Genomic DNA, 14,525 nt, shown 5'->3' on the forward strand with positions numbered 1-14,525 from the left:
GTCCGGTTGCGGGGGCGTGAGCCGCATGGATGCGGCGACCGAGCCTACAAGGACGTATTTACGGCGTCCCCCGCCACCGGACCCACCCCGCCTACCCACGGATTGCACGCTGTTGCTGCTGCCGTTGCCTCTGCAGGTGCAGGGCTGCAAGCCCTGCCGAACACCCCTCAACTCTCGCAGCCGGCGAACACGTCGCGATCGCGCTCGTACAGCGCCGTCTTCACCTGCATCAGGCCCAGCACCGACGGGAACAGGTTGTCGTGGTCGGTATACGCCGCCGAACGCTTGCGCACGCATTGCAGGTCCAGCCCGCGACTGCTGGCGAAGCCCGGCGAGAACCACATCGTCATCGGTACCCGGGTCTGCTCGGCCGGGGCGATCGCATAGGGCACGCCGTGCAGGTACAGACCCTTCTCACCCAGCGACTCGCCATGGTCGGACAGGTAGATCATCGCGGTGTCGTAGTCCTGCATGCCCTGCAGCGTGCCGATGGTCTTGCTCAGGAAGTGATCGGTGTACAGCACCGCGTTGTCGTAGCTGTTGGTGATCTCTTCGCGTGAGCACCGGCCGATGTCACGGGTGTCGCAGGTTGGCTTGAAGCGGGCAAAGGCGGCCGGATAGCGCTCGAAATACGCCGGGCCATGGTTGCCCAGCTGGTGCAGCACGACCACGCGGTCGCCGGGCCTGGCACGCACCTGGGTGGCCAGGTCCTGCAGCAGGATCTCGTCCATGCAGCGGCCGTCGGCGCACAGGCCCGGGGTGGTCGCATCGGACAGCGACTGGAAGTCCAGTCCTTCGCACACGCCCTTGCAGCCGGACTGGTTGTCACGCCACAGCGGTGCGATGCCGGCACGGTTCAGTACATGCAGCAGCGACTGGTGCGCGCGGATCTTCTTCTCGTCGTAGTCGTGGCGTCCCCAAGGCGAGAACAGGCAGGGCAGCGAAACTTCGGTGCTGGTGCCGCAGGAGTGCATGTCGGGGAAGTTGATCACCGGTGCCTGGGCCAGTTCCGGCGTGGTGTTGCGGCCGCCGTTGAGGCCCCAGTTCTGTGCACGCACGGTCTCGCCCATCACGATTACCAGCAGCCGCGGTTTGCTTGCCGGAGCGCGTGGGGTGGCCTTGGCGTCGGTGCCGATCGGCAGTTTCGGCGCGCGCTGCACCGGGTTGTCGCCGCGCAGTGCACGTGGAAGACCCAGCAGCACGTTGGCCGGGGTGGCGAGGTAACGCACTTCACGCTGGTTGCGCATCAGTGCGGAGACGTCCTGGAACGAGATCAGTGCACCGCCAACAGCGGTCACCGCAGCCACCGCCAGGAAGCCCAGGCGCCACAGCAGGCTGCGCCCCCAGCTGCGCCGCTGCAGCTGCACCCGCCACACCACCACCATCGGCAGTGCCGCCAGCAGCAGTACCGGCCACAGCAGCGAGACCGTCATCAGTTCGCGGCTTTCCTTCGGATCGGTCGCCAGCACGTTGCGCAGCATGTCCGCATCCAGATAGATGTGGTAACGGCTCATGTAGTGGGCGGCGAAGGCCGTTACCAGCAGCAGCGCGCTGATCACCACCTTGGCGTTCCAGCGCCAGACCAGCAGGCCCAGCAGCAGGCCATGCGTGCCGAGCAGCAACAGCAGCAGCGACACCGCGTAGCGCAGGCTCTCCGGGTGGCTGGACATCGCGCTGCGCCAGAACAGGCCATTGCCGGCCAGAGCGAAGAACAGGCTTGTCAACGCGATCAGCGCTTCGGTGGACAGCTGTGGCCGCCCGCTGCGCAGGCCGGACAGCGACGGCACACGGAACGAGCGTTGGACCGAAGCATTCATGCGTTCGCCTCCAGGCGGTTGGTGCGGTCCAGGTGATGGCGGACCAGAACGTACAGCCCCAGTGACAGCAGCCAGCACAGCAGTGCTGTGGCAAGGTCATGCGACAGAAAATGGGCACCCCGCAGTTGCTGGCTGATGCCGAACAGCAGCCCGCTGCCCAGGCCCAGCGCCAGGCCGGCCCAGCGCCACGCAGGACGCCACAGCAACGCGAAAAAGTACAGGCTCAGCCAGGCATAGCCGGCACTGGCATGGCCGGCGGGAAAGCACGCGGTCACCGGCATGTCGGCCGGACGATGGCTGAAAAGCCCGATATAAGGCTGGTGGCCGCCGTAGCGCAGCAGATCCCACGGGCAGTCCATCGGCACCAGCGACTTCAGCAGCGACACGCCGCCGGTTCCCAGAGCCAGGGCAATTACGACATAAAGCAGCGCCCATCGCAGGGTGCGATCACGTCCGCGGCGCCAGTGGTGAAAGCTCAGCAGTATCACCACCAGCGCCGCGGCGGTGCTGAACCACTTGCCGCCCCGGTGCACCAGCGAACGGGTGAACCACGCGTCCTGCAGTGCCCAGCGGCCACCCTCCAACCGGAACAGGTGGTCAGCCAGCCATTGATCGGCTCCCCCCTCCATGAACACGGCGAACAGGGGCAGCACGATGAGCAGTGGAAGCCACAGGTGGGTCACGGCGAACCGCGATGCCAGCGTGGAGTAGGCCGAAGCAACCGCGGAGACGGGAGGACGGACGGACATGCAGGAAAACACCGTGACGATGAACCGGCGCCATGCTCGTCAGGTTGATGTCGGAGAAGGGTCGGACCTGCGTTCGGGCCGGGTTAACCGCCGGCCCGCGTGGGGGCTGATTCAGTCTTCTTCTTCGTTGGCGCCGGCCCGCTCGGCGTGGCAGCCGGCATCCCAGGCAGTGCCCGGCACCAGCTGCCAGCGGTTGCGGTTGGCGACGCCGATGTCGATCACCTGGGTGGCATCCACGCAGGGACTCATCGCCTTGTCGAGAACCAGCAGCCAGCGCCGGTCGGGTGCTTCGGCCAGCCAGGGGCCCGCGTCGTGCCACTGTTCAGGCCAGGGCCGCTTGAAGCCGAACTCGCGCACGGCGCGGTCAGCCTGCAGCAGGTTCTGCTCGCGCCAGGCCACCAGTGCCAGTTCGGCATCGGGGCCGATCCTCGCGCCGACCCGGCGCATCAGCGCCGACGACGAGGCGTAGGGGTCCAGCGCCGGAATCAGCACCAGGCCGTACAGCATCCACAGCAGGCCGTGGGTGAGCAGTACCAGGGTAGCGGCGCGTCGCACGCGCAACCACACGGCCAGGGTGGCCACGGCGATCGCGAACGTCAGCAGGCCGTCACCCAGCACCGGCAGCAGGGTGTCGGGCATCGCCCGCCGCTGCAGCTGCGCCTGCGCCCAGTGACTTTCGGTGAGCAGCATCACGCCCAGCACGGCGGTTGCCAGCATCAGCACCAGGCTGTAACCGAACAGATACCGGCGCACGCACAGCCGGCGCAGCAGGCCGGGCAGCAGGGGCGCGGCGGCGAGGGCCACGGCAGGCAGCATCGGCAGCAGGTAGACCTCGCGCTTGCCGGGGCTGGCGCTGAAGAACACCAGCACCAGCAGCGCCCACCCCAGCAGCAGCCACTGCCGGCGGTCGCCACGGCGCAGGCGCCGCCACCACGGGCGGGCCAGCGCCGGCAGCAACAGGGCACCCGGCAGCCACAGTGTCAGGATCACCTGCAGGTAGTACCAGACCGGCTGCCGGTGGTGCCAGGCGTTGGCATAGCGGGTGCCGGTCTGCTTGAACAGCAGCTCATGCGCATAGGACTGCAGCGAGGCACTGGGCTCGTGCAGCAGGGCCCAGCCCAGCGGGGCCAGCCAGACGGCCACGCCGAGCAAGAATGCAGGGATCAGCCACAGCAGGGTCGCCGGGTGCGGACCCTCGATCCGACGGCCGCGGCGATGCTGGTACAGCCACCAGCCGAACCAGGGCAGCACCATCAGCAGCGGCAGGAAGCCTACGCCTTTGGTCACCGTGCCCAGGCCGGCGGCAAAGCCGGCCAGCCACAGCGCCGGCACATTGCGTCGCTCGCACAGATGCCGCAGCAGGCCCCACAGGGCCAGCGTGGTCATCCCCACCAGGACCATGTCGATCTGCGCACGCTTGGCCATCAGGCCGAACTGCAGGGTGCAGAACAGGGCGCCGATGGCATAGAGGGAGTGGCGCGGCGACCAAAGTCGGCGTGCCAGATCCGACACCAACCACAGACTGAGCAGGGCTCCCAGCAGCGAAGGCAGCAGGAACGACCATTGCCAGCTGCCTACCACTTCGTAGGCCGCCGCCTGCAGCCACATGAACACCGGCGGCTTCTCTGCATACAGCTCGCTGCCACGGTGCGGCAGCAGCCATTCCCCGCTTTCCACCATGGTCCTGGCGGCCAGTACGAAGCGGGGTTCGTCCGGTGGCTGCGGCTGGCGCATGCCGATGCCGGCAGCCAGTGCCGCGATGATCAACAGCCAGAGCAGGGGCAGGCGCCAACGGCGGGGCAGGGCTACGGGCACGGCAAGCTCCGGGAGCAAAACGGCCATTCTGAGGCGGCGGGGGTGGGAAAAGCGTCGGAGTATCGCCGGGGCGACCTCATTCCGACATGCGTGGCGCTACCATGGTACGAACTTCCGTGGAACTTTCATGCATGCGCCTGTTGGTGATCGAGGACAACCGGCAGCTGGTGGCCAATCTGTTCGACTACTTCGAGTCGCGCGGTCATGTGCTGGATGTGGCCCCCGATGGCATCACCGGCCTGCATCTGGCGGGCAGCCATCCCTATGACGCGGTGATCCTGGACTGGATGCTGCCACGGATGGAGGGGCCGGAAGTGCTGCGCCGCCTGCGTGCCGAGCATGGCTCGGAGGTGCCGGTGATCATGCTGACCGCACGCGACGAACTGCCGGACAAGATTGCCGGCTTCCGTGCCGGCGCCGATGACTACCTGACCAAGCCGTTCGCGTTGCCGGAGCTGGAAGTGCGGCTGGAGGCCCTGCTGCTGCGGGCACAGGGGCGCAACCCCCGCAAGCGGCTGCAGGTGGGGGATCTGGTGCTGGACCTGGCGACCCTGGAGGCGCAGCGCGCCGGACAGGTCCTGCATCTGTATCCGGCCTGCCGCAAGCTGCTGGAAGTGCTGATGCGCGCCAGCCCCGGCGCGGTCACCCGCCAGCAGCTCGAATTCGCCCTGTGGGGCGACGAGCCACCGGACGGCGACCTGCTGCGCTCGCATGTCTACGAACTGCGCCGCAGTGTGGATGGACCGTTCGTGGACAAGCTGATCCACACGCTGCCGCGGGTCGGCTACCGGTTGGCCCTGCCCACCGCCGCCGAGGCCGGCAGGAGTGACGATGAAGGCGCGTAGACCCGGCCCGCTGTACCGCCGCGTGCTGTGGTGGCTGCTGGGCTACCTGGCATTGCTTTCGCTGGCAGTGTTCAGCGTAGGCAACTATGTGCACGAGCACGCCGAACACGCCGCCTGGCGCGCGCTGCTCAACTCCGAACTGGACAGCATCGTCGAGCATGTCGAGCACGAGCCACACTATCGATGGCAGGATTCGGACACGCTCAGCCTCTACCGTTTCGACGCGGTGAACCTGCCTGACAGCCTGCGCACCCTGCATCCCGGCCTGCATGACGGGGTGATGGTGAAGGACCGCGAAACGGCGGTCATGGTGCGTGATACGGACTCGATGGGGCGCGTTGCGCTGGTGCTGGACATTTCCGACTTCCACGACCTTGAGCAGTTCGCCACGCGGTGGGTGATGCTGGCCGGGGTGATCATGATCTTCGTCACCGTGCTGATGGCGTCCTTCGGCATGGAGCGCATGGTGCGTCCGCTCAGCCTGCTGGCGCAGCGCATCGGCGCGTTGCGGCCGGGCGCGCAGGGCCAGCGCATTGATGTCGACCCGCGCGGCAGCTCCGAGCTGCACACCATCGCCGATGCGTTGAATGACTATCTCGAACGCAACGAGCAGTTCGTTGAACGCGAGCGGGTCTTCATCAGCTCGGCCAGCCATGAGCTGCGCACCCCGATTGCCGTGATGACCGGCGCCGCCGAGCTGGCACTGGAGCAGCCGGGCCTGCCAGACCGTGCCCGGCAGCAGATCCAGCGCGTGCTGCGCACCGCGCAGGGCGTGGAGCAGCTGATCGAACTGCTGCTGGTGCTTGCGCGCGATCCGGCGCGGCTGGCGGCGCGTGCCGAGCGCATCGCACTGGACCAGCTGCTGCCGGACATCGTCGAGCATCATCGCCATCTGCTGGGCGACAAGGACTTGAGCATCGGTATCCAGGCCGCGCCGGTGGACATCGTCGCCCCGCTGGCGGTGGTGCAGGCGGCAATCGGCAACCTGTTGCGCAACGCGATCGAGAACAGCGGCCGCGGGCGCATCGAGCTGCGCCTGAGCGCTTCGGCGGTGCTGACCCTGCAGGACCCGGGGCATGGCATGAGCCCGGAGGAGATCGCTGCGATCCACGCACGCATGGCCCGGGGGGAGCGTGTCGATCGTGGCGGGATCGGCCTGGACCTGATCGCGCGCCTGTGCGAGCACCTGGGCTGGACCCTGCAGCTGCAGCCCTGCCAGCCGCGCGGAACGCAGGCCACCCTGGATTTCGGTGCCTCGCGCCCAGGCGGATGACCGCAGTCCCGGGGTCAGGCCTTCGGCCTCGGCACATGCTGGTCGACCAGGATCACGTTGCCGTCCGGATCGGACAGTTGCAGGTAGCCGGTGCCCTGGCCGTCAGGGTCGGTGCGCACCGCCAGTTCGATGCCCTTGCCATCGAGTTCGGCCTGCAGCTCACGCACGTCCTGGAAGTGGGGCAGTTCCTGCTTGTGCTGGTCCCAGCCCGGGTTGAAGGTCAGCAGGTTGCCTTCAAACATGCCCTGGAACAGGCCGATGACGACACCGTTGTTGCGCAGTACCAGCCAGTTCTGCGTCGCATCGCCGCCGGTGACCGAGAAGCCCAGCGCCTCATAGAACGCGCGGGAGGCGGCCAGGTCCTTGACCGAAAGGCTGACCGAGAAGGCACCCAGTTGCATGGACACGCTCCGTACCGGGAAAGGCGAGGCCGGCAGTGCAGCATGACCCGCCGTGAAGAGGGTGTTAATCTCGACCCGCGCCGCCTTATGCGGCGCTTTTTTTTCCGCTCTTTCGATCGACAGAGGATCCCATGCCGACCGAACCCGCTACTGCCCTGATCAGCAACGATATCGTTGGCCTGGGCCTGATTGCCGCCACCCTGGCCCTGATCTTCTGGGCCGCCAGTGGTCCCACCCCCCTGTTGAAGAAGATCTTCGCCTGGGTGCCGGCCCTGCTGCTGTGTTACTTCATCCCGGCCATCTACAACACCGCCGGTGTCATCGATGGTCACAACACGTCGCTGTACAACCCGGTCGCACGCGATGTGCTGCTGCCTGCCGCGCTGGTCCTGCTGACCCTGTCGATCGACCTCAAAGGGGTCATCAAGCTCGGCCCGAAGCTGCTGCTCGTGTTCTGTGCCGGTACCGCCGGCATCATGCTCGGCGCCATCGTCTCGTTCCAGGTGATGAAACTGATCCACCCGGAAACGGTCGCCGGTGATACCTGGGCCGGCATGGCCGCACTGGCCGGCAGCTGGATCGGCGGCGGCGCCAACATGGTTGCGATGCGCGAAGTGTTCGGTACCGATGCGACCACGTTCGGCCAGTTCGCCGTGGTCGACGTGGCCTGCGCCAGCCTGTGGATGGCGATCCTGCTGTTCCTGGCCAACCGCGCGCAGCAGATCGACACGCGCAACGGTGCCGACACCCGTGCCATCGACGAGATGAAGGCGCGCATCAGCGCCTATGAAGCGCAGAACGCGCGTATTCCCAGCATGACCGACCTGATGGTGATCGTCGGCGTTGCCCTGGGCGGTGTCGGCCTGGCGCATGCGATCGCCGCGCCGCTGTCGGGCTGGTTCAAGGCCAACGTGAGCTGGGCCAGCCAGTTCAGCCTGGACAGCCAGTTCGTGTGGGTGATCCTGCTGTCCACCGCGATGGGCCTGGGCCTGAGCTTCACCCGTGCACGTCGTCTGGAAGCGGCGGGTGCCTCGCGCCTGGGCACGGTGTTCCTGTACTTCCTGATCGCCTGCATCGGCATGCAGATGAACCTGCTGTCGCTGCTGGATCGGCCGTGGCTGTTCCTGCTCGGCGCGATCTGGATGGCGACCCACGTGCTGGTGCTGTGGGCCGTGGCCAAGCTGGTCCGTGCACCGCTGTTCTTCTTCGCCATTGGTTCGCAGGGCAACATCGGTGCGGCGGCATCGGCGCCAGTGGTGGCTGCGGCCTTCCATCCGACACTGGCACCGGTCGGCGTGCTGCTCGGCACGGTGGGCTATGCCACCGGCACCGGTCTGGCCTATGTCACCGGCCTGATCCTGAAGTGGATGGCCAACGGCTGAGCGCGGGTCGCGCTCTGCGGTTCCCTGCAACGGGCGCCGGGCTTCATGCCCGGCGCCCGCGTCATGCCTTTCAGCAGCAGCGTCCGCCGTTGCGTCCGCCGTACCGCGCTTCCTGGCGTTCGCGGAAGAACGTCTTGTAGTCCATCGGTTCCTGGTCCGGATGCTTCTCCAGCATGTGCCGGACGTAGTTGTCGTAATCAGGGATGCCACAGCACAGGCGTGCCGTCTGCACCAGGCGTCGCCACACGCGGCGGTGCGCCTGGTACTGGCCAACGGGAACCAGTTGCGTGCTCATTACAGATCCACCATTTCATGCGGCTTCAGCGCCACGTACGGGGTCTCGCGGTCGCTGCGCTGCGGATTGCGGCGTGCGGCCAGGATCGTGCGGATCGAATAGGTCAGCACCGCGCCCACCACCAGCAGGAACAGCGCGGTCAGGCCGGTGTTGACGTAGGCATTGACCACGATCTGCTGCATCTGCGCCACCGACTTGGCCGGTGCGGTGATGGTATCGCTGGCGATGGCGGCCTGGAACTTGTGCGCCTGCGCCAGGAAGCCCTGTGCCGGGTTGCTGTCGAAGATCTTGATGAAGCCGGCATAGGTGGTGCAGATCAGCAGCCAGGTGGCCGGTACCGCGGTCACCCAGGCATAGCGGTCACGCTTCATCTTGAACAGCACCACGGTACCGAGCATCAGGGCAATGCCCGCCAGCATCTGGTTGGAAATGCCGAACAGTGGCCACAGGGTCTGGATGCCACCGAACGGATCGACCACGCCGGTGTACAGCAGGTAGCCCCACAGCGCCACGCAGCCGGCCGTGCCGATGATGTTGGCCGTCCACGATTCGGTCTTCTTCAGCGCCGGAATGAAGTTGCCCAGCAGATCCTGCAGCATGAAGCGGCCTGCGCGGGTGCCCGCATCCACGGCGGTCAGGATGAACAACGCTTCGAACAGGATGGCGAAGTGGTACCAGAACGCCATCATCGCGTCGCTGCCGCTGGGAATGGCTTCATGCAGGATCATTGCGATGCCCACCGCCAGCGTCGGCGCACCACCGGCGCGGTGCAGGATCGTCGGCTCGCCGATCGCGGCGGCCGTGGCGGTCAGCTGTTCCGGCGTGATGGTGAAGCCCCAGGTGTTGGTGATGTAGTGCGCGGCAGACGCCGCATCGGCACCGATCACCGCCGCCGGGCTGTTCATCGCGAAGTAGATGCCCGGATCGATGATCGACGCAGCCACCAGCGCCATCACCGCCACGAACGATTCCATCAGCATGCCGCCATAGCCGATGTAGCGCATGTGCGATTCATTGGCCAGCAGCTTCGGCGTGGTGCCCGAGGAAATCAGCGCGTGGAAACCGGATACCGCGCCGCAGGCAATGGTGATGAACAGGAACGGGAACATGCCGCCCTTCCACACCGGGCCATCGCCACTGGCAGCGAACTGGGTCAGTGCGGGCATTTTCAGCTCGGGCATCACGATCAGGATGCCGATGGCCAGAGCGACGATGGTGCCGATCTTGAGGAAGGTCGACAGGTAGTCGCGCGGTGCCAGCAACAGCCACACGGGCAGCACCGAAGCGACGAAGCCGTAGCCGATCAGCATCCAGGTGATCTGCGTGCCGGTGAAGGTGAAGGCCGGGCCCCACACCGGATCTGCAGCAACCTTGCCGCCGTACCAGATCGCGGCCAGCAGCAGCACCAGGCCGACCACCGAGATTTCGCCGATCTTGCCGGGCCGGATGTAGCGCATGTAGATGCCCATCAGGATCGCGATGGGCATCGTGGCTATCACCGTGAACATGCCCCAGGGGCTTTCCGCCAGCGCCTTGACCACCACCATAGCCAGCACCGCCAGGATGATGATCATGATCAGGAACGCGCCGAACAGCGCGATGGTGCCGGGCACCTGTCCCATTTCCTCGCGGACCAGATCGCCCAGTGAGCGGCCGTTGCGCCGGCTGGACAGGAACAGGACCATGAAGTCCTGTACCGCACCGGCCAGCACCACGCCCACCACCAGCCACAGCAGTCCGGGCAGGTAGCCCATCTGCGCCGCGAGCACCGGGCCCACCAGTGGACCGGCGCCGGCGATGGCCGCGAAGTGGTGGCCGAACAGCACGTGCTTGTTGGTCGGCACGTAGTCCAGGCCATCGTTGTTGATCACCGCCGGCGTAGCCCGGGTCGGATCCACCTGCATCACCTTGTTGGCGATGAACAGGCTGTAGAAGCGATAGGCGATCAGGTAGATCGAAACAGCGGCGACGACGATCCACAGCGCGTTGATATGTTCGCCGCGGCGCAAGGCCACGGTGCCCAGACAGAACGCGCCGAGCAGGGCGAGTGCCGCCCAACCCAGTTTGGCAAACCCTTTCATGAGGTGCTCTCTCCCGGAAAGACATTCAAAGAGTCCCGCGTGCCCTTTACAGGGTCAATGCGTGCGGGGCCCATCGGCGGTAGTACTTTGGTCGTACGAAGGTGGTGACCGCGTGTGCGGCATGGGCTGCGGGCAGACATCCGTGTCGCGGAACCGCCGGCATGACGCCCGGCGAACACCAGGGATGGAACAATCGGTTGCGGCGTCATCCATTGGCGGACGGCGCCGCGGCGTCCATCTTCAGTGGCATCCATCCAACAGGAGTCGCCATGAGCCTTCCCGAACCGGTCCGCGTCCTGCGCACCATCCGTGGCATGCCCACGTCCGACGGCGCCGGCGTGCGCCTGACCCGTGTCATCGGCGGCCCGACGCTGCCGGATCTGGATCCGTTCCTGCTGCTGGATGAATTCGGTACGGACCGCGCCGAAGACTACATCGCCGGTTTCCCGGAGCATCCGCACCGCGGTTTCGAGACGGTCACCTACATGCTGGACGGACGCATGCGCCACCGCGACAACCACGGCAACGAGGGCCTGCTGACCCCGGGCAGCGTGCAGTGGATGACTGCAGGCCGGGGCCTGGTGCATTCGGAGATGCCGGAACAGGAAAGCGGGCAGATGCGCGGTTTCCAGCTGTGGGTGAACCTGCCCGCGCGCGAGAAGATGACGGACCCGAAGTACCAGGAGTTCGCGCCGGAACGCATTCCGGTGGTGCAGCCGGAGCCGGGCGTGGAGGTGAAGGTGATCGCCGGTACTGTCGACGGCACCACCGGCCCGATCGTGCAGCCGGCCACCGATCCGTTGTATCTGGACGTCCGCCTCGAGGCCGATCGTGCCTGGACCTACACGCTTCCGGAAGGCCACAACGCGTTTGCCTATGTCTTCGAGGGCGCGATGACGGTCGGCGAGCAGGATGCCGCACGTGATGTGGCGCGCCAGGAGCTGGCGGTGCTCGGTGGCGGTGAACAGCTGCACGTTTCGGCTGGAAGCGAAGGGGCGCGGCTGATTCTGGTGGCCGGCCGACCACTGCGGGAGCCGGTGATGCGGCATGGCCCGTTCGTGATGAACACGCGCCAGGAACTGATGCAGGCCTTCGTCGATTTCCAGGAAGGCAGGTTCTGAGGGCCGACGCCGCCCCTCCGGAGAAAGCCGGTAGCGCCGGGCCATGCCCGGCGGAAGAGGTCGGTAGCGCCGGGCCATGCCCGGCGGATCTCCGGCACAACACGCGCAACGGACATCCATCTGGCCATGCCCGGCTTTGCTGCCAACGCGTCGGATCCGGCGGGGATGCTGCCAGGCAGTCATCCCCATCACCGTCAACGTCCGGCGGCTACGGCCGAGGGCGTCAGGCTCATGCCCTGCGCCAGCTGCTGCAGCGAGCCCAGTTCCTGCGTGCTGCCCGGGTACAGGGCGATCTGCGCATAGCGGCCCTTGTCCAGCTTGATCACGCTGATGCGTCGTTCGGCGTAACCCGGCGGCTGCTGTCCACCCAGATCGGGCTGGTACCAGTACAGTGACTCGCCGGCGAAACTGCCTTTTTCCTGGCGCAGCGAGCGGCTGAGCGGAATCGCCGGATCGCGTGCGCTCAGCATCAGGCTCAGTACTTCCCGTCCATCCTCGGTGCTGGCGCGGCAGAGCAGGAAGTCCGACTGCACCTGCTGCTGCCATTTCAGGCCGCTGCTCGCCGGCAGCGAAGGACATTCGGCGGGTGCCTGCGCGGCGGCCTGGGCCGCAGCAAACAACAGGCTCGACAGGACAACAGGCGCGAACTTCATGCATCCCCCAAGGTGGCGTGTCGTGTGACGCCGCCATGCTGCTGGCGGCCGTGGCATCCCATCCCCGGATGCCATCCCCGCCGGGCATGTGCACGGGCGGTCAAACAGACCTTAACGGAACGTGAGTGCCCGCACAAATTGCGGTTACAACCGTAACCATTGCGGCCGACTGTCGGCCGCAATGGTCCGGGCAGCACTCAACGGTCGTTACCGACCCACTTGTAGATGATGCCGCCGATCATGCCGCCCAGCAGGGGGGCGACCCAGAACAGCCAGAGCTGGCCGACCGCACCGCCGCCGGCGAAGAACGCCACCGCGGTGGACCGAGCCGGATTCACCGACGTGTTGGTGACCGGGATGCTGATCAGATGGATCAGGGTCAATGCCAGACCGATCGCCAGCGGGGCGAACCCTGCCGGTGCCTTGCCATGGGTGGCGCCCATGATCACGACCAGAAATACCGCAGTCAGCACCACTTCGCACAGGAAGGCGGCCGCCACGCTGTACCCGCCGGGCGACAGCGCGCCGTAGCCGTTGCTGGCGAAGGCCCCGGCCTGGCTGCCGTCGATGGCGAAGCCGCTGGCGCCCGAAGCGATCTGCAGCAGGATGAAGCCGGCCAGCAGGCCGCCCGCGACCTGGGCGATGATGTACGGCACCAGGTCGCGGGCCGGGAAGCGGCCGCCGGCCCACAGGCCCACGCTGACTGCCGGATTGAAGTGCGCGCCGGACACGTGACCGAACGCGTACGCGCCGGTGACCACGGTCAAGCCGAACGCGAGTGCCACGCCCAGGAAGCCGATGCCCAGTGGATTGCCGTCGCCGCCGAACTTGGCAGCCAGTACCGCACTGCCACAGCCACCCAGAACCAGCCAGAAAGTGCCGAGGAACTCGGCGGCCAAGCGTTTACCCATGCTCATGAACTGCACTCCTTTGATGAACTAAAATGTGAAGCAGGTCACATTTCAGTGACCGGCGAGTGACGATAGCGTCAAAGGCCGGTGCAGGGATACACCTCAGGGTGTGTGCAGCGCGCGATGCTCAGTACTGCGGCAGCGGGATGAACTCCTTGTCGTCGCCGGGAATGCTGCCGAACCGGCCGGCTTCCCAGTCGTGTTTCGCCTGTTCGATGCGCTCCTTGGAGCTGGAAACGAAGTTCCACCACAGGTGACGCGGGCCATCCAGCGGTTCGCCGCCGAACAGCATGGCCTTGAGCGGGGTCTTCGCGCGCAGCCGGCCGCGCGCGCCGGCCTCGGGAATCACCAGGTGCTGCGCCGGGATGTCCACGCCATCCAGCTGCGCCTGGCCTTCGAGGATGTACAGCGCCCGCTCGCGGTGGCCGTCATCGATGTCGATCTCCGCGTCGGGATCGAGGTCGATGGCTACATTGAGCGTGTCGGCGAAGACCTTCACCGGCGACTCCTCGCCATAGGCGCGGCCTGCGATCACGCGTAGCCAGGCACCGTTGCGGCGCTGCTCCGGGAGGGTGGCGGCGGCGTGGTGATAGAACGCCGGCTCCACTTCCTCGTGCGACTTCGGCAATGCCACCCAGGTCTGCATCCCGTGGATCGGATGGTCGTGACCGCGCTCCGGCGGGGGCGTGCGTTCGGAGTGTGCGATGCCGCGGCCGGCGGTCATCCAGTTGACGTCGCCGGGACGGATCACCTGGTCCGAGCCGAGCGTGTCGCGGTGGCCGATGGCGCCGGACCAGAGGAAGGTGACGGTGGCCAGGCCGATATGCGGATGGGGACGCACGTCGATGCCGGTACCTGCGGTAAGGACGGCCGGGCCCATCTGGTCGACGAATACGAACGAACCGATGCTGCGGGCCTGCAGGGTGGGGACGGCGCGGCGGACTTCCAGGCCGCCGATGTCGTGTACGCGCGGGGCGATGATGGTGGTCATGCGGGCGTCTCGCTGGCAGGGATCAAGAGTGCCAGCATGGCATGCGGCCGTGACGGGCACATGCCCCATGCGGGTAACAGGGTGTTCCAGCCAACGGCGCAGCCCCTCGTGGCTGGGTTGCTGGATGCGGGTCAGGATGCGAGTCAGTGTTTGGGCCTGGCGGGTGGGTTGCGCAGGACACGCCGTAAACC

At 66.7% G+C, this 14,525-nt stretch carries 13 protein-coding genes; 4 read left to right on the forward strand and 9 right to left on the reverse strand.

The features are described from left to right. Positions 1 to 167 precede the first annotated feature (167 nt). The 3 genes from ACVOKU_RS18335 to ACVOKU_RS18345 form a co-directional block, all read right to left on the reverse strand. Entirely contained in the window at positions 168 to 1,817 is a 1,650-nt protein-coding gene (locus ACVOKU_RS18335) for a phosphoethanolamine transferase (protein ID WP_481560577.1), read from the reverse strand. Then, complete coding sequence (locus tag ACVOKU_RS18340) at positions 1,814 to 2,566, reverse strand: phosphatase PAP2 family protein (protein WP_481560578.1); 753 nt, start codon at positions 2,564 to 2,566, stop codon at positions 1,814 to 1,816. Before ACVOKU_RS18340 ends, ACVOKU_RS18335 begins: the two co-directional genes overlap by 4 nt. Positions 2,567 to 2,677: 111 nt before the next feature. After that, positions 2,678 to 4,381, reverse strand: coding sequence for an ArnT family glycosyltransferase (locus tag ACVOKU_RS18345; protein WP_481560579.1), 1,704 nt, complete (start codon positions 4,379 to 4,381; stop codon positions 2,678 to 2,680). 131 nt (positions 4,382 to 4,512) lie between these two features. Here ACVOKU_RS18345 and ACVOKU_RS18350 point away from each other — a divergent pair, with 131 nt between their 5' ends. Then, the gene (locus ACVOKU_RS18350) at positions 4,513 to 5,226 is read left to right on the forward strand and encodes a response regulator transcription factor (RefSeq protein WP_053519012.1); all 714 of its coding nucleotides are present in this window, start codon (positions 4,513 to 4,515) and stop codon (positions 5,224 to 5,226) included. Further along, the gene (locus ACVOKU_RS18355) at positions 5,213 to 6,499 is read left to right on the forward strand and encodes a sensor histidine kinase (protein ID WP_481560580.1); all 1,287 of its coding nucleotides are present in this window, start codon (positions 5,213 to 5,215) and stop codon (positions 6,497 to 6,499) included. The genes ACVOKU_RS18350 and ACVOKU_RS18355 overlap by 14 nt, the downstream gene beginning before the upstream one ends. A gap of 14 nt (positions 6,500 to 6,513) precedes the next feature. Here ACVOKU_RS18355 and ACVOKU_RS18360 read toward each other — a convergent pair whose 3' ends face one another. Next, a complete protein-coding gene (locus ACVOKU_RS18360; protein WP_481560581.1) occupies positions 6,514 to 6,900 on the reverse strand; it encodes a VOC family protein in 387 nt (128 codons plus the stop codon). Positions 6,901 to 7,031: 131 nt separating this feature from the next. Here ACVOKU_RS18360 and ACVOKU_RS18365 point away from each other — a divergent pair, with 131 nt between their 5' ends. Next, entirely contained in the window at positions 7,032 to 8,282 is a 1,251-nt protein-coding gene (locus tag ACVOKU_RS18365; RefSeq protein ID WP_053519007.1) for a DUF819 family protein, read from the forward strand. Between the two features lie 70 nt (positions 8,283 to 8,352). Here the strand turns inward: ACVOKU_RS18365 and ACVOKU_RS18370 are convergent, their stop codons facing one another. Continuing rightward, positions 8,353 to 8,577, reverse strand: a complete 225-nt coding sequence (locus ACVOKU_RS18370; protein WP_053519004.1) for a YbdD/YjiX family protein — start codon at positions 8,575 to 8,577, stop codon at positions 8,353 to 8,355. After that, positions 8,577 to 10,658: a carbon starvation CstA family protein gene (locus ACVOKU_RS18375; protein WP_053519002.1), complete on the reverse strand. Its 2,082-nt coding sequence runs from the start codon at positions 10,656 to 10,658 to the stop codon at positions 8,577 to 8,579. The genes ACVOKU_RS18370 and ACVOKU_RS18375 overlap by 1 nt, the downstream gene beginning before the upstream one ends. A 269-nt stretch (positions 10,659 to 10,927) precedes the next feature. Here ACVOKU_RS18375 and ACVOKU_RS18380 point away from each other — a divergent pair, with 269 nt between their 5' ends. Next, entirely contained in the window at positions 10,928 to 11,779 is an 852-nt protein-coding gene (locus ACVOKU_RS18380; RefSeq protein ID WP_263175266.1) for a pirin family protein, read from the forward strand. A gap of 194 nt (positions 11,780 to 11,973) precedes the next feature. Here ACVOKU_RS18380 and ACVOKU_RS18385 read toward each other — a convergent pair whose 3' ends face one another. From ACVOKU_RS18385 to ACVOKU_RS18395, 3 genes are all read right to left on the reverse strand, one after another. Next, the gene (locus tag ACVOKU_RS18385; RefSeq protein WP_053518999.1) at positions 11,974 to 12,432 is read right to left on the reverse strand and encodes a hypothetical protein; all 459 of its coding nucleotides are present in this window, start codon (positions 12,430 to 12,432) and stop codon (positions 11,974 to 11,976) included. Positions 12,433 to 12,629: 197 nt separating this feature from the next. Further along, positions 12,630 to 13,349, reverse strand: a complete 720-nt coding sequence (gene aqpZ, locus ACVOKU_RS18390) for an aquaporin Z (RefSeq protein WP_481560582.1) — start codon at positions 13,347 to 13,349, stop codon at positions 12,630 to 12,632. 121 nt (positions 13,350 to 13,470) lie between these two features. After that, the gene (locus ACVOKU_RS18395; protein ID WP_074899511.1) at positions 13,471 to 14,334 is read right to left on the reverse strand and encodes a pirin family protein; all 864 of its coding nucleotides are present in this window, start codon (positions 14,332 to 14,334) and stop codon (positions 13,471 to 13,473) included. Positions 14,335 to 14,525: the final 191 nt, after the last annotated feature.

Source organism: Stenotrophomonas sp. STEN147, from assembly GCF_056757995.1.